This is a genomic window from Caballeronia sp. HLA56, assembly GCF_054655155.1.
This window is the reverse complement of sequence record NZ_BAAHOB010000005.1, coordinates 1,587,625-1,603,107: the sequence shown is the minus strand read 5'-3', so window position 1 is coordinate 1,603,107 and position 15,483 is coordinate 1,587,625. Positions and strand designations below refer to the sequence as shown.

Below are 15,483 nucleotides of genomic sequence, written 5' to 3'. Positions count from 1 at the left end.
TGTTATTTCGACGCGGCGGCTTTCGCCCACCACGCCGACACTACCCACTCTTCCGCCGTGTAGTAGAGCGGCAAGGTCGCGGGGTACTGAAGCGTATTGCGATACGCCACCCGATGCGTCGCCGAATACCAATGCGGCACCACGTAATAGCCATTCATCAGCACGCGATCGAGCGCGTGAGTGGCATCGACGAGCTGTTCGCGCGTCTGTGCGCCCACCACTTTCTGCAGAATCGCGTCCACCGCCTTCGACTTCACGCCGGCGAGATTGTCGGAGCCCTGCTCGTCGGCGGACCTGCTGCCGAAGCGCGAGACTTGCTCCGTGCCGGGAATCTGCACGTCGGGCATGCGCACGCTCGTGACGTCGAAATCGAACGCGTCGAGCCGTTTTTGGATCAGCGCGTAGTCGACGGTGCGAAAGTTCATCGTGATGCCGAGCTTTTGCAGATTGCGTCCGAACGCGGCGGCGACCGGTTCCATCGAGGCGCCGCCGCCCGTATCGTCGAGAATCTCGAACACGAAGGGCTCGCCCTTCGCATTGCGCAGCGCGCCATCGCGATACGTCCAGCCCGCCTCGGCGAGCAATCCGCGCGCCTTGATGAGGTTGGCGCGCAGCGATCCGGGCGGATCGGTGTCGGGCTGACGCGGCATCTCGCCGAACACGGACGCATCGAGGTCCTTTTTGAGCGGATCGAGAATGGCGAGTTCGCCGTCGCTCGGCTTGCCCTTCGCCTGCAAGTCCGTATTGACGAAGAAGCTGTCGATGCGCCTGTACTGATTGAAGAACAGTTGCCGGTTGAGCCACTCGAAGTCGAGCGCGAGATCGAGCGCCTGACGCACGCGCACGTCCTTGAAGAGCGGCCGGCGCGTGTTCATGAAAAAGCCCTGCATGCCGGTGCCGTTATGCTGCGGGAATTCGCGCTTGATGAGTTCGCTGCTGTCGAAGCGCTTGCCGATATCGCGCCGCACCCAGCTTCGCGCAACGTATTCGACGAGCACGTCGTACTCGCCCGCCTTGAAGGCTTCGAGCCGCGCGACCGGGTCCGAATACAGCTTGTAGTGAATCTGCGCGAAATTGAACAAGCCCACGCGCACCGGCAACGCCGCGCCCCAGTAGTTCGGGTTGCGCTTGTACGAGATGGTGCGGCCGTTGTCGTATTTGTCGATCAGATATGCCCCGCTGCCGATCGGCTTCTGAAACGCGAGTTGATCGAACGGAATACGCGTGCCGTCGGGCTTCACTCCCCATTTGCGCGAAAACACGGGAATGCCGCCCGCGAGCAACGGCATCTCGCGCGTCGCGGTCTTGAATTCGAAGCGAATGGTCGATGCGTCCACCACGACCGCGCGCGCGATCTGCCCGAAGTACACGGAGAACTGCGGCGCGGCGAGCGGGCTTTTCAGCGTCTCGAACGAGAACTTGACGTCCTCGGCGGTAACGGGATCGCCATTCGAGAAATGCGCTTTCGGGTTGATGTGGAACGTGGTGGACAGGCCATCGGGCGCGACGGCGATGTCGTCGGCAAGCAAGCCATAACCGGTCGATACTTCATCGAGACTGCCGGTGGTCAGGCTTTCGAACATCAGCGAGAGCCCCGGCGCGGGATTACCGCGCAAGGTGAACGGATTGAATTTGTCGAAGCTCGTCAGGCGGTTCGGATTGGCGAGTACGAGCGTGCCGTCGCGCGGCGCGTCGGGATCGACGTAATCGAAGTGACTGAAGCCGGCCGGATATTTCGGCTCGCCGTACTGTGCGTAGGCGTGCGCCGCCTCGGCCTGGTTCGCGCCCGAGACGATCGATCCGGCCAGCGCGAGCGCAATGGCCATGCGCCATGCGCGGGTTGGGCGGATCGTCGTGCGAGTCGTCATAAGCTCCTTGGGCGCCGGGTATCGCGCAATGGACGTTCGGGTCGGGCAGGCCATTGCGATGTGAGAGAATTCTACCCAAATCAAAAGCCGTGCGACCGTGGGTCAATTGCGCCGCACGCGCTTGAGGCTCACGCGGCGCGGGCAGATGCGGCTCGTTCGCCACCGTGCGCGACATTGACTTCAAAGGAGCATTCATGGGCTTTCTCGCTGGAAAACGAATTCTGCTGACGGGCTTGCTGTCGAACCGTTCGATTGCCTACGGCATCGCACAGGCCTGCAAGCGCGAAGGCGCGGAGCTGGCGTTCACCTATGTCGGCGAGCGTTTCAAGGATCGCATCACCGAATTCGCAACCGAATTCGAAAGCGATCTGATCTTTCCGTGCGATGTCGCGAACGACGCCGACATCGACGCACTCTTCGCGTCGCTCAAGGAACGCTGGGATTCGCTCGACGGTCTCGTGCATTCCATCGGCTTCGCGCCGCGTGAAGCGATCGCGGGCGACTTCCTCGACGGCATGACGCGCGAAAACTTCCGTATCGCGCACGACATTTCGGCGTACAGCTTTCCGGCGCTCGCCAAGGCGGCCAAGTCGATGCTGTCGGACAGTTCGTCGCTGCTCACGTTGAGCTACCTCGGCGCCGAGCGCGCGATTCCCAACTACAACACAATGGGTCTTGCCAAGGCATCGCTCGAAGCAAGCGTGCGCTATCTCGCGGCTTCGATGGGCAACAACGGCGTGCGCGTGAACGGCATCTCGGCCGGTCCCATCAAGACGCTCGCGGCCAGCGGCATCAAGGGCTTCGGCAAGATTCTCGATTTCGTCGAAAACAACGCGCCGCTCAAGCGCAACGTGACGATCGAACAGGTGGGTAACGTGGCGGCGTTCTTGCTGTCGGATCTCGCGGCCGGCGTGAGCGCGGAAATCGTGCACGTCGATGCGGGATTCAATGCGGTGGTCGGCGGCATGGCGGGCGTGACGGAATAACGCCTGCGGCGCTCGATCATGTGCAGAGGGCTGCTCTCTTGCGAGAGCGGCCCTTTTGCTTTTGTGTTCGGGTTTTTGCAAGTGCTGGCGTCGTGACAGCCGCTTACACAGCGCCATGCATGCGGGCGTGATCTTCGTGAACCTCGCCTTCGGGAACGTTGGCTTTGTGAAGAACGCCTTTGGTAGCGTCGTCTAAAGGCCCGCTATATCTGCCGACTCGGCAGCCACACTGGACCAGCGCGTTCAATGCCTGCCACCATGTCCGTTGCCATGACCATTGCCGTGTCCGTACCCGTTACCGTGTCCGTGTTGCGGCCCGCGATTGTAGCCATGCCCGTAACCGTGGCCGTGATAACGGTTCCAGTCGTTCCGGTTCCAGTAACGGCGCCCATCCCAATACCGGTTTCCATACCAGCCGATGACCACGGGCGGACGCGCATAAACCGGAGCCGGCTGGTAAATCACAGGCGGCGGAGGCGGCGCGTACACAGGCGCGGGTGCAACGTACACCGGCGCGGGGATGCCGACGTTCACGCCTACGTGTACATCGGCGTGCGCGGTGCCACTTATCGCTGACGCGGTCACGATCAACATGCCGCCCAGCACTCGCCCCATGACATTCACTTTCATCGCGTGGTCCTCGTTTTGTTTTGATTGGCTTGCGACAAAATATAACGGACGCCTTTCAGCGCAATATTTCAGCTTTGTAAGTTCTTCCCGTGACGTGGCTCTCGTCAGGAGAAACCTTACCTTTTGTTACACGCTGCCGCGCGGCGACAAATAAAAAGCCACCCTTCGACGGGGTGGCTTTCTCTAAGCGCGACGTTCGCTCAATGGTCGTGATGACCGTGATCGTGATGATCGTAGTCGCGGCCGCCGTATCCGTGACCGCCGTGACCGTGGTTCCACTCGTCGCGGTTCCAGTAGCGATGGCCATCCCAGTACTGGTCGCCATGCCATCCGATCACGATAGCCGGTTGCGCATAAACCGGCGGAGGCGGCGGCGCATAGACCACGGGCGGAGGCGGAGGCGCATAGACCGGCGCCGGCGCAACATATACGGGTGCGGGCACCCCGAGATTGATGCCGACGGAAACGCCCGCCATGGCCGCGCCGGACAGCGTCATACCACCGATGACGAACGCTCCTGCGAGCGCGGATGTCCTCAATACCTTGTTCATGTGAAGCCCACCTCGATGGGATGTTTGTTGTGTTGAGTGGACTATATCGAACGAACGCCTTTGCTTGTGTGCCACTTGGTAACGTCCCATTACCAATGCCTACCAGGCAAATGATTACGGAGAGTAAGGATCATGCACGCCGCGCGCCAATGAGAAACGGCGGCTCGTGAAAGCCGCCGTCAGGGACCGTGCAACGGGCACTAATTGGGCAGTTCCTGTCCGCGCGTTTCAGGCGCGAGCGGAATCACCGCGAGGCCGATGAGAAACGCGATACCCGTGAGCGCGATCGGCACGCCGAGCGTCTTCATATGCAGCACCATCGCGCCGATGCCGAAGTTCACGATCGCGCCGAAGAAGCGTCCCACCGACGTGCAGAATGCGAACGCCGTCGCCCGGACGCGCGTTTCGAACTGTTCCGGCAGCCACAGGCTGAAGAGCGCGAAGTTGCCGCCGAAGAAGCCGAGCACGACGAGCAGCGCAATGAACGGCACGAGCCCGTTCGGCAGATAGAACGCCCAGCCGAACGACAGCGCAATGGAAGCCGCCATGCCGACGAAATACACCGCGAGCGTCTTGCGTCGGCCGATGCGCTCTGCCATCGGCGGCAAGGCGAGACAGCCGATGATCGTGCCGAAGGACAGCAAGCCCGTCGCGATCGACGCCATGCGCGCGGCTTCCGGCTTGCTCATGCCGGCCTTCGTCGCAAGCTGAATGACTGCCGACGGTTCATACACCGCGCCCGCCCACAGACCGATGATCGCCACGGTCAGCAGCACCGCCGCGACGATCGTGCGCTTGCGATACTGCGGCGAGAAGATCGTGCGCAACGAACCGTGCTGCTTGACGGCAGGCGCGCTCGTCGCTTCGGCGCGCTGCCACTTGTCGGTTTCCTTCACGCGCAAGAGCACGAGAATCGATACGACGACCGGGAACAGTCCAACCAGAAACATCGCGCGCCAGCCGAATGCCGCGCCGATCGTGTAGTTGAGCGCGGCCGCCAGAAAGAAGCCCGCGTAATAGCCGGTTTGCAGATAACCCGCACCCATCTTGCGACGATCTTCCGGCCATGCCTCGGCGACGTAGGTTCCGGCAAGCGCCCACTCCCCGCCTATGCCGACGCCCGCAAAGAAGCGATAAATGCCCAACTCCCAAACCGAATGCGATGTCGCGGCCAGCCCCGTGAAAATCGCGAACGTGAAGATGGTCGCGGCGAGCACCTTGGTGCGCCCGAAGCGATCGGCGAGCGGTCCCCAGATGAATGACAGTCCCCATCCGACCAGAAAGAGCGCGAAGAGTATGGAGCCTGCAAGACCGACGTTCGCGGGCGTGGCCGCGTAGCCCGAACGCGGCAGCAGTTCGGTGAGCGCGGGCGCAAGCACGAGCGCGTAGATGAACGAATCCATTCCATCGAGCGTCCAGCCGGCCCACGCACCCCAGAAGCCGGTGATCTGCGAGCGGTTGAGCGGGGTTTTGATCGGGCGCGAGGCGCGTAACTCTCGGTCCACCGTGGTTGGCATGGCCATGTCTCCGGAAAAGAATGATCGATACACGCGCGCTCTCGATTCTTGTCAGCCGCTCCCAGCTTAGGGAAAGCACCTTCTGTGAAGTCGCGCATCGTTTTATATATAATATTTGAACATCGACACGCGGCAAGTCCGCACTTACACCTAGCCATGCCGACAGATCTCTCCACTTCCGATGCAGCGCAGCCACTTGCATCGTTTCGTCACGCACAGTTCGAACCGCGCCAGAGCACGTCGCGCTTCATCGCGGATGCGTTGCGCACGGCTATCGTCGAGGGTGCGTTGTTGCCGGGCGAACCGCTGCGCCAGGACGCCATCGCACGGCAGTTTTCGGTGAGCGCGATTCCGGTGCGCGAAGCGTTCCGGCAGCTCGAAAGCGAAGGCTGGGTGACCATCGAGCCGAATCGTGGCGCGGCCGTCAGCCTGCAATCGGCCGACGAGGCGCGCGAGATCTACGAGATACGCGCGTCGCTCGAAAGCTTGGCGATCGGCATCGCGCTTGAACATCACACGGCGGAAACGCTCGCCGAATCGCAACGTCTGCTCGAAGCGGCGGAAAGCGAGCCGGACCCGGCGCTCTACGTCGTGCGCAACGAGCAGTTCCATATGAGCCTTTACGCGCCTGCGGACCGGCCGCGTCTGATGGAGCTGATCGGCCAGATGCATCGGCGCGGCGAACGTTATTTGCGGCTGAAGCTCGGCTTGCCGATTCACAAGGATTCGTCGGATGCGGAGCATCGCGCGATTCTTGCCGCGCTCGTCGCCCGCGATATCGAACAGGCGCAAACGCTCGTCGCGCGTCATCTGCTTGCGACAGGCGATTTGATCCACCGCTTTCTCGCCGACGCGCAAGCGCTTGCCGCGGCGAGCCATGTCAAGAAGAAGCGCCGCCCGCGCGCCGCGCCCGCAACGGCTTCTGCAACCTCTTTGAAGGAGGATCGATGAACTCGTCCCCGACGCCTGCCACGTCGCCCGCGCGCGACACGAGCCCGCAAACCCGGCAGTGGAACACGCGCGCGCAGGAAAAAGCGCGCCGCCTCAAGCTGATCGAACCGTGGCTCGACGGCTCGGTGCTCGCGACCGACCGTATCGTCGATGCCTTGCACGCGCTGATCGTCACGGGCGACCGCGTGGCGCTCGAAGGCAACAACCAGAAACAGGCCGACTTCCTCTCGCGCGCCTTCGCCAGACTCGATCCCGAACGCGTGCACGACGTTCATCTGCTGATTTCGAGCATCAGCCGCCCGGACCATCTCGCGCTGTTCGAACAGGGCATCGCGCGCAAGGTCGATTTCGCGTTCGCCGGTCCGCAAAGTCTGCGCGTCGCGCAACTGCTCGAAGACGGACAACTCGAGATCGGCGCGATCTATACGTATATCGAACTGTATGCGCGCATGTTCATCGACCTCACGCCGCAGGTGGCGCTCGTGTGCGCGGTGCAGGCAGACCGGCACGGCAATCTCTACACGGGCGCGAACACCGAAGACACGCCTACCATCGTCGAGGCCACCGCGTTCAGACATGGCATCGTGATCGCGCAGGTCAACGAGATCGTCGATGAACTGCCGCGCGTCGATATCCCCGGTTCGTGGATCGATGTCGTCGTGAAGGCAGACCGCCCGTTCGCCGTCGAGCCGCTCTTCACGCGCGATCCGCGGCATATCGGCGAGTTGCAGATTCTCATGGCGATGATGACCATTCGCGGCATCTACGACCGCTACGGCGTGACGTCGCTGAATCACGGCATCGGTTTCGATACGGCGGCCATCGAACTTCTGCTGCCGACATATGGCGCATCGCTCGGGCTGAAGGGAAAGATCTGCACGCACTGGGCGCTCAATCCGCATCCGACCTTGATCCCCGCGATCGAAAGCGGCTGGGTGCAGAGCGTGCACTGCTTCGGCAGCGAGGTAGGCATGGAGGACTACATCACGGCGCGGCCGGACGTGTTCTTCACCGGCCGCGATGGCAGCCTGCGTTCTAACCGCGTGTTCTGCCAGTTGGCAGGGCAATACGGCGTCGATCTCTTCATCGGTTCGACCCTGCAGATGGACGCCGACGCCAACTCGTCCACCGTCACGCTCGGGCGGCTGGCGGGCTTCGGCGGCGCGCCCAACATGGGCCACGATCCACGCGGCCGCCGTCATTCGAGCGAGGCGTGGCTCAAGCTGCTGAAAAACGACGGCCCGAACCCGGCCATCGCGCGCGGTCACAAGCTCGTCGTGCAGACCGCCGAGACGTACAAGAAAGGCGGCGAGCCGACCATCGTCGATGCATTGGATGCCATCGCCGTCGGTGAAAAAAGCAACATGCCGATCGCACCCGTCATGATCTACGGCGACGATGTCACGCACGTCGTGACGGAAGAAGGCATCGCGTATCTGCATGCGGCCGAAGGTGTCGATGAGCGCCGCGCCGCGCTTGCCGCCGTGGCGGGCGTCACGCCCATCGGCGTGCGCGCGGATGCGAAGAAGACGGCGGAGTTGAGAAGGCGCGGCATCGTCGCATTGCCGGAAGACCTCGGCGTGCGGCGCGGCGAAGCGAAGCGTTCGCTGCTCGCGGCACGCAGTATCGACGACCTGGTGGCGTGGTCGGGCGGTCTGTATGCGCCGCCTGCGCGCTTCAGAAGCTGGTGAGCGCGATGGGTTCGTGTATGTCTGACCGTGAAGACAAAGCGTCGAGCCTTTGCGTGGTTGCCGACATTCCCGCTGGCGTGTGTTCGTGGAACGCAGAGGCGCGGCTCGATGACGCCACCCATGCGAACCCGTCGAATTCGCGTGCCGTCGCAGCGCACGCCAATACCGGAGCCGCTGCCCGCCCGAGCATGGGCCATGCGATGCAAACGGCGCTAGCGTCGCGCGAAGCCACTCGGTTCGCCCACTTGCAGCCGATCGCGCCCGATGCCATCGCGACCAGCGCCGTGGCCGCGCTCATCGACGAAGCGTGTCTCACACCGAAACCCGCATTGGTGGACCGGCGCGGCAGCGGCGCGCATCGCGATTTGTCGCTCGACATCATGTTGCGCTCGGCAAAAGCGTTGCACCCCACGTTTGTCGCCATCGCTCGCGCGTCGGCCGATCTCGAACCGTCGCAGGCGTTACGCGAACAGCTTGCACGCATTGGCCGCGAAGGCGAGATTGCGATGATGCGCGCGACCGCCGGCAGCAACGCGCATCGCGGTGCGATCTGGATCGTCGGCTTGCTGTGCGCCGGCGCGGCAATGCATGCGCCCGACGACAGCGCGGCGATCTGCGCAAGCGCGGCACGCATCGCGCGCTTCAAGGATCGTTACGCGCCCGCGTCGGCACAAACGAGTCACGGCGCGCGCGTGTCGGCGCGATACCGTGTGGCGGGCGCGCGCGGCGAAGCGTGCGATGGCTTTCCGCATGCGCTCGAAATCGGGCTGCCCGCGCTCGGTGCAGCCCGTTGCCGCAATCTCGATGAAAACGACGCGCGCCTCGAAGCGCTCGTCGCGATCATGGCGTCGCTCGACGATACCTGTCTCCTGCATCGCGGCGGCATGACGGCGCTGCGAGTCGCGCAGCACGGCGCGCGTCGTGTGCTCGACGCAGGCGGCGTTGCATCGGCAAGCGGCAAGACAGCGCTTCACGAACTCGACCGCGAGCTGCTCGCGCTCGATGCATCGCCTGGCGGCGCCGCCGACTTGCTTGCGGCGACGCTCTTTCTCGACAGTCTCAGGCGCTTGCATTGATTCGCAACGCGCGCATCGAAGAGGAACGATGATGGAAAACATCCGATACGAATACCCCGCCACCCGCCCTGTGCCGCGTCGCGCGCACGTCGGCGTGGTCGGCTCGGGCGATCTCGAAGTGCTGCTCTCGCCATCGGCGACAGCGAATGCGGAAGTGGTGATCCGCACGAGCGTCGACGGCTACGAGCATGTCTGGAAGAGTGTGCTCGACCGTTTTTTTCAGCGATACGACGGCGCCGCGAAACTCGAACTCAACGACTTCGGCGCGACGCCCGGCGTGGTCATGCTGCGCCTGAATGAAGCCGTCGAAGCCAGCGAGGGCACGCCATGAACGCTCACGACACCTTTCTCGCGCGTCACAGCTTCATCGAGATGACCGCGCGCGAACGCGCCCGCGCCCTGCTCGATGCCGGCACCTTTCGCGAACTGCTCGGCCCCTTCGACCGGCTCGAATCGCCGTGGCTTGCCATGCAGAACGTCGTCTGCCAGTCCGACGACGGCGCGGTGATCGCGCGCGGCATGCTCGATGGCGAACCCGCCGTGATCGCGGCGATCGAACCCGCGTTTCAGGGCGGCAGCATCGGCGAAGTCTCGGGCGCGAAGATCGCGGCCGCGCTCGAAATGGCGCTCGGCGAATTCGAAGCGGGCCGCGCGATCCGTCCCGTCGTGCTGTTCGAAACGGGCGGCGTGCGTCTGCAGGAGGCGAACCTCGGGCTTGCGGCCATCGCCGAGATTCAGGCAGCGATCGTCGCGTTGCGGCGGCACGTGCCGGTCGTCGGCGTGATCGGCGGCATGGTCGGCTGCTTCGGCGGCATGTCGCTCGCGGCGGCGCTCTGCACCGAACTCGTGATGACGCGGCAGGCGCGCCTTGGCATGAACGGGCCGGAGGTGATCGAACAGGAAGCGGGCATCGAGGAGCTCGATTCGGGCGACCGGCGGCTCATCTGGTCGATGATCGGCGGAGAAGAACGCGCGGCGGTCGGCCTCGTCGATGCGCTCGTCGAAGACGATACCGCGCAAGTACGCGACGCGGTGCTGGCGGCGTTCGCGCGCGGCGTGCCGACGCGGCATCGCACCGAGGACGTGGACGGTTTCATCGAGCGTCTGTCGCGCGTGAATCCGGACGCCATCGATCCCGAAACGCTGCGCACGCTCTGGAGTGCATCACGATGAACACGACAACTCTCTCGCGCGGCGAACGCTGGATCGACGCGCTGACTTCGCCTGCGTCCGGCGCGCAAGCCGGTCCGATTCGCGCGCGTGGCGGGCTTTTGAACGGCGAGCACGCGCATTTTCTCGCCGTCGTGCCCGATCCGGACAACCGCTTTCCACGCGCCCGCGACAACGTCGTCGGCCTCGAACAGGGATGGCTGTTGGCGCGCGCGGTGCGCGAGGTCATCGACGCGGATCGCGAGCGTGACGTGAAGCGTCCGATCGTCGCCGTCGTCGATGTCAAAAGTCAGGCTTACGGCCGGCGCGAGGAACTGCTCGGCGTGCATCTTGCCTGCGCCGCTGCCGTCGATGCTTATGCGAACGCGCGTCTTGCGGGTCATCCGGTGATTGCGTTGATCGTCGGGCCGGCCATGTCGGGCGCGTATTTGGCGCACGGGTATCAGGCGAACCGGATCGTCGCGCTCGATTCACCCGGCACCGCCGTGCACGCAATGGGTCGCGAAGCAGCCGCGCGCGTCACGCGGCGCAGTGTGGAAAGTCTGGATGCGCTCGGCGACACCGTCTTGCCGATGTCGTACAAGATAAGCGCTTATGCAAAGCTCGGATTGCTGCATGAACTGATCGAAGGCGTCGATGCGGATGCGCCCTCGGCGGCCGAGATCGAGCGCGTGAAGGCATCGCTTGCGGCGGCCGTGAACGATGCGCGCGGTGCTTTGCGTGATCTGTCGAGCCGGCTTGGTTCTGCCGATGCGAAGCGCACGCGGGCTGCGTCGGTGGAGGTGCGCAAGCGGATGCGTGAGCAGTGGGATGAAGCTTGAGTCGGGGCGGTGCCCCATGCGGCTTGGCGCATCGAGAATGGCTTGTCACGCACCGATGAAGCAGCTGTCACCGACGATGAGCTCCGCTTCGACGCAACATGCAAGAGGCCTTTGGGCGGCCCGTTTGCCGCGCATCGTTCGACACGGCTGCGCGATTCGTGACTGCGCGTGCCCAGCGAGCTTTACCGATGGGAACAATGATGAACGCAAGGCAGCATGAGATGCGGCCACATGACCTGCTGAAGATCGACACGCTGTCGTCATCGGCCGGAGGCGGCGCGGATGTCGCGGCCTCGCTTCTCTTCGCGCCCAACGTGCCGTCCTGGGTCGCCACCTCGCTCGCGCACTCACCCTTCGTCGTCGTCCGCCGTGCGCCGCGCCTGGGCGACGCAATTCCCATCGGCGTACGCGGTTCGACGCGCGGCGAGCGCTTCGGCGCGTGGATCGATCAACGGTCGATCGCGTCTGCGTTGTCTCCCGAAGCCTTGCTCGAACGCACGCCCGATTCGGACCGCGCACACTTGCCCGCGTTCGCGCTTCTGCGGGCAATCTCGTCTTCGATCCAGGCAACGGGACTCGCCTGGGGCCCCGCCGGCAGCACAGGCTTCGAACTCGCGAGCGGTACACCCACGGTCACACCCGAAAGCGATCTCGACATCGTGATTCGCGCGCCCTCGCCGCTTTCGCGCGATGCAGCCGCCGCGCTTCTCGACACACTGTCGCGAACCGCGCGGGAGATCGGCACGCGCATCGACGTGCAGATCGAAACGCCGGAAGCCGCCTTCTCGCTCGCGGAATTCGCGCGCGCGAATCTACGCGTGATGCTGCGTCACGCCGACGGGCCGCGACTCGTCGCCGATCCGTGGGCAGCCGCATGATCGCGTATCTCTTTCCGGGACAGGGTGCGCAGACGCCGGGCTTTTTGCATCGGCTGGGCGGCGAGCAACCGCATCCGGTCATCGGGCAGACGCTCGCCGAAGCATCCGACATCCTCGGCGAAAACATCCTGCAACTCGATGACGCCACCGCGCTTGAGTCGACCGTCGCGGTGCAAGTCACGTTACTGGCGGCAGGCGTGGCGGCGGCGCGCGCGCTCGCGGCCGAAGGTATCGAGCCGGAAGCCGTCGCGGGTTTGTCGGTCGGCGCGTATGGCGCGGCGGTGACGAGCGGCGCCGTTGCGTTCGACGATGCCCTGTGCCTCGTTCGCCTGCGCGCGACGCTCATGCAGAACGCGTATCCGCACGGCTACGGCATGCTGGCGGTGCTCGGCCTGAACGAACGAGAGATTGCACGCGTGATCGCCGACGGTCACGCCGATGCCTATGTCGGCAATCTGAACGCGCCGCGTCAAATCGTCGTATCCGGCAGCGATGATGCGCTCGAAGCCGTGAGCCGCCTCGCGCTCGAACGCGGCGCGCGCAAGGCCGAACGGTTAGCGGTGAGCGTGCCTTCGCATTGCGTGCTGCTCGAAGACGCGGCCACGCAATTGATCGAAGCTGCCGCGAAAGTCCGCTTCGATGCACCACGCGTTCCATATGTCGGCAATCGCGGCGCACGCGTGCTGCGTCGCGCCGATGCCGTGCGCGACGACCTCGCGACCAACTTGCGCTATCCGGTGCGCTGGCACGAATCGACCATCGCGCTGTTCGAACTCGGCGCAAACGTCTTCGTCGAAATGCCGCCCGGCCACACGCTGACGCAACTCGCAAGCGACGCCCTGCCCGATGCGCAGGCGCTATCCATGGACGCCGCGTCCACTCATCCGACCGCCGCTCGCGTACGCGCGGCAAACCAGCGCGCCGCAGATTAATCCGCTTTTTCCGCACTTTTCCGACAGCGAATTGTCAACGTCCGTAAGCAAAATCAGAATGTTCCGCTAGCTTTTTGTTCGACGGACATCGACGATGCCGCTCCGTGCGCGAAGCATCGCGTCACGGACGCCCCAAAAACAATTCTAGGAAGACCGAAACATGAAATTCATCCGCTTGGCGCTCGCGGCGCCTGCTCTGTGCGCGCTCATCTCCTGCAGCAGCATGAATGCACTCAATCCCGACACGCTGTTGCAGTCTGGCCAGCTCGCATCGCAAGCCTTCACGCTGAGTGACGCCGATGTGCGCACGCTCTCCGACAAATCGTGCGCGGACCTGGACAAGGAAAACAAGATTGCGCCGGCGTCGAGTCAATACACGCAGCGTCTGAACCGCATCTCGAAGCAACTGGGCGACAACATCAATGGCGTGCCGGTCAACTACAAGGTCTACGTCACGAAGGACGTCAACGCCTGGGCGATGGCCAACGGTTGCGTGCGCGTGTACAGCGGCCTCATGGACGCAATGAACGACGACGAAGTGCGCGGCGTGGTGGGCCACGAAATGGGTCACGTGGCGCTCGGCCACACCAAGAAGGCGATGCAGCTCGCTTATGCGACCTCGGCCGTGCGCTCGGCGGCGGCATCGACGGGCGGCGCGGTGGCGAATCTGTCGGCATCGCAACTGGGCGACTTGTCCGAGAAGTTCGTCCAGGCGCAATTCTCGCAATCGCAAGAAAGCGCCGCCGACGATTACTCGTTCGACATGCAGAAAAAGAAGGGATACAGCCCGGCTGGCCTCGTGACGGCGTTCCAGAAGCTCGCAACGATCGACGGCGGCAAGTCGAGCATGATGGATTCGCACCCGTCGTCGCCTTCGCGCGCGAAGCACATTCAGGATCGGATTGCGTCGGGCAAGTAAGGACGGTGCAAAAAAAAGCGCGAGCAGCGGTTGCTCGCGCTTTCCATTCCGATTCGTGACGATCAGAAGTAGTAATGCACGCCGACGGTCAGGCTGTCGTTACGACGATGGCCGCCGTCGCAGTGCGCCGTGTCGGCCGTGTATTCGCCAGCGACACTCCATTGCTTCGCGAACTTATACTCGACGCCCGCGCCGTAGTGCAAGCGCGTGTCCGGCCAGGTGCCAGTGAAGCCCACGCGCGCGTAAGGCATGATGTTGCCGTCGATAGGCATGCCGACTTTTACGTCGATGCCGCCGTCCTTCTTGGTCGTCGAACCAGCGTGAAGATCAGCGAATCCTTCGACGCCGACCACGAACTGGTTGACATCGACGTTATAGCCTGCCGTCAGGCCCGGAAAGAACGTCGTGTGCGTCGATTCCTCAAAATCGTGTCCGGTTGCATCGGAGAAATTCAAGCCGAGCTTCGCGCCGACGAATGGGCCGGAGAATTCGCTAGCGTGCGCGCTAGCGATACCGAGCAGCGAGACGAAAAGCGGCGCCGCTACCTTTTTGATACTTACCATGAGTGAGCCAACCGTGAGAAAGGCGTCGCCAGAACACGCAAATCGAATTCAGGCAAAAAAATAATCGAGACAGCGCAGGCTGTCTTGCAATTGACTGCTTCCAAACAATCAACGCGCAAGATTAGTTTCCGATTGTTAACTCGGATAGCGGACTTGTCTTAAAGGTTGGGCTCGGCGGCGTAGGGTGTGACATGCGTGATGTGTTGCTTGGCCGATGACGCCGATGAGACCGGCACGCCGCATGGGAAAGTGGCGGCGATTGATGGTAGTACCGGCGGATGAGTGAACTTGCCGCCTACTTCCCGCGCAGAATGTCCCAAATTGCGATACTTCCCAAAAGCAAAACGACGATCAGCGCCGCCGTTCCGAACACGTTAAAAATCACATTAACGATCAACTTCGTCGCCTCCAGACACTGATTGTTTTTGGATGGTTCGAGTAAGTATTCGCTATTTTTGCACGTCAGCCGTTTGAACGATCGAAGATGGGAACTGACTCTCGCACATGATCGTGCGTCGCTCGTTCTTTTTTGCGTGTGGAAGACCTCGACCGGGCAGAGAGTTTCTCCCGAGCCACCTCGATAGCGCAATCGGCCATTCGGTCGGTGTGTGACGCGTGGCACGGCCGAGACATTGCTGGCGTGCTCCGCAAAATTTCTAAGCATGGACCCTGAGCACGCCATCTCCACAAAGTTGCATTCCAAAAGACATCGATAGACTCGCTCCGATGATAAGATCGTTAGTCTTCTTTAGCTTTCGAACGCGTCGTTTTCGTCAGAGCCGATTTTCTTCAACTTGGCTCGCTCGTGTCGTTCATCGTGCGAAACCATCCGCCATTACGCGAAAGCGATTACATAGCCCACAACCGTGACTTCAGACCGCATACCCATGCGATCGTCTTGATGTCCCGTGGTCAAACTCGCAGCGTCCT

General features: G+C 63.1%; 15 protein-coding genes. 10 read left to right on the top strand and 5 right to left on the bottom strand.

Translation table 11 applies throughout. The annotated features are described in order from the left end of the window. Positions 1 to 2: 2 nt before the first annotated feature. The gene (locus ACYQ47_RS27060; protein ID WP_459909336.1) at positions 3 to 1,826 is read right to left on the bottom strand and encodes an extracellular solute-binding protein; all 1,824 of its coding nucleotides are present in this window, start codon (positions 1,824 to 1,826) and stop codon (positions 3 to 5) included. A gap of 236 nt (positions 1,827 to 2,062) precedes the next feature. On the opposite strand from ACYQ47_RS27060, the gene fabI reads away from it, so the two are divergent. Then, on the top strand, positions 2,063 to 2,854 hold the full coding sequence (gene fabI, locus ACYQ47_RS27055; protein ID WP_244825511.1) for an enoyl-ACP reductase FabI: 792 nt from the start codon (positions 2,063 to 2,065) through the stop codon (positions 2,852 to 2,854). 243 nt (positions 2,855 to 3,097) lie between these two features. On the opposite strand, the gene ACYQ47_RS27050 is transcribed toward fabI, so the two are convergent. From ACYQ47_RS27050 to ACYQ47_RS27040, 3 genes are all read right to left on the bottom strand, one after another. After that, positions 3,098 to 3,484, bottom strand: coding sequence for a hypothetical protein (locus ACYQ47_RS27050; RefSeq protein WP_310396175.1), 387 nt, complete (start codon positions 3,482 to 3,484; stop codon positions 3,098 to 3,100). A 200-nt stretch (positions 3,485 to 3,684) separates the two neighbouring features. Continuing rightward, positions 3,685 to 4,035, bottom strand: coding sequence for a hypothetical protein (locus ACYQ47_RS27045; RefSeq protein ID WP_370652022.1), 351 nt, complete (start codon positions 4,033 to 4,035; stop codon positions 3,685 to 3,687). Between the two features lie 200 nt (positions 4,036 to 4,235). Further along, positions 4,236 to 5,552 carry an MFS transporter gene (locus ACYQ47_RS27040; RefSeq protein ID WP_459907825.1) on the bottom strand — a complete coding sequence of 439 codons (1,317 nt, stop codon included), beginning with the start codon at positions 5,550 to 5,552 and terminating at the stop codon, positions 4,236 to 4,238. 156 nt (positions 5,553 to 5,708) lie between these two features. Between ACYQ47_RS27040 and ACYQ47_RS27035 the strand changes: the two genes are divergently transcribed. From ACYQ47_RS27035 to loiP, 9 genes are all read left to right on the top strand, one after another. Beyond that, positions 5,709 to 6,503: a GntR family transcriptional regulator gene (locus ACYQ47_RS27035; RefSeq protein WP_250492535.1), complete on the top strand. Its 795-nt coding sequence runs from the start codon at positions 5,709 to 5,711 to the stop codon at positions 6,501 to 6,503. Then, the gene (gene mdcA, locus ACYQ47_RS27030) at positions 6,500 to 8,194 is read left to right on the top strand and encodes a malonate decarboxylase subunit alpha (protein WP_459907822.1); all 1,695 of its coding nucleotides are present in this window, start codon (positions 6,500 to 6,502) and stop codon (positions 8,192 to 8,194) included. The genes ACYQ47_RS27035 and mdcA overlap by 4 nt, the downstream gene beginning before the upstream one ends. A 200-nt stretch (positions 8,195 to 8,394) precedes the next feature. Then, the gene (locus ACYQ47_RS27025) at positions 8,395 to 9,270 is read left to right on the top strand and encodes a triphosphoribosyl-dephospho-CoA synthase (protein WP_459909334.1); all 876 of its coding nucleotides are present in this window, start codon (positions 8,395 to 8,397) and stop codon (positions 9,268 to 9,270) included. Positions 9,271 to 9,301: 31 nt separating this feature from the next. After that, complete coding sequence (locus ACYQ47_RS27020; RefSeq protein WP_244828068.1) at positions 9,302 to 9,601, top strand: malonate decarboxylase subunit delta; 300 nt, start codon at positions 9,302 to 9,304, stop codon at positions 9,599 to 9,601. After that, positions 9,598 to 10,443, top strand: coding sequence for a biotin-independent malonate decarboxylase subunit beta (locus ACYQ47_RS27015; protein ID WP_459907820.1), 846 nt, complete (start codon positions 9,598 to 9,600; stop codon positions 10,441 to 10,443). Before ACYQ47_RS27020 ends, ACYQ47_RS27015 begins: the two co-directional genes overlap by 4 nt. Further along, positions 10,440 to 11,261 carry a biotin-independent malonate decarboxylase subunit gamma gene (gene mdcE / locus ACYQ47_RS27010; RefSeq protein WP_459907818.1) on the top strand — a complete coding sequence of 274 codons (822 nt, stop codon included), beginning with the start codon at positions 10,440 to 10,442 and terminating at the stop codon, positions 11,259 to 11,261. The genes ACYQ47_RS27015 and mdcE overlap by 4 nt, the downstream gene beginning before the upstream one ends. 197 nt (positions 11,262 to 11,458) lie before the next feature. Next, positions 11,459 to 12,139 carry a malonate decarboxylase holo-ACP synthase gene (locus ACYQ47_RS27005; protein ID WP_459907816.1) on the top strand — a complete coding sequence of 227 codons (681 nt, stop codon included), beginning with the start codon at positions 11,459 to 11,461 and terminating at the stop codon, positions 12,137 to 12,139. Further along, positions 12,136 to 13,071: a malonate decarboxylase subunit epsilon gene (mdcH, locus tag ACYQ47_RS27000; protein ID WP_459907814.1), complete on the top strand. Its 936-nt coding sequence runs from the start codon at positions 12,136 to 12,138 to the stop codon at positions 13,069 to 13,071. The genes ACYQ47_RS27005 and mdcH overlap by 4 nt, the downstream gene beginning before the upstream one ends. A gap of 160 nt (positions 13,072 to 13,231) precedes the next feature. Next, positions 13,232 to 13,990, top strand: coding sequence for a metalloprotease LoiP (gene loiP / locus ACYQ47_RS26995; RefSeq protein WP_244825525.1), 759 nt, complete (start codon positions 13,232 to 13,234; stop codon positions 13,988 to 13,990). A gap of 62 nt (positions 13,991 to 14,052) precedes the next feature. On the opposite strand, the gene ACYQ47_RS26990 is transcribed toward loiP, so the two are convergent. Then, entirely contained in the window at positions 14,053 to 14,553 is a 501-nt protein-coding gene (locus ACYQ47_RS26990; protein ID WP_309843484.1) for a porin family protein, read from the bottom strand. Positions 14,554 to 15,483: the final 930 nt, after the last annotated feature.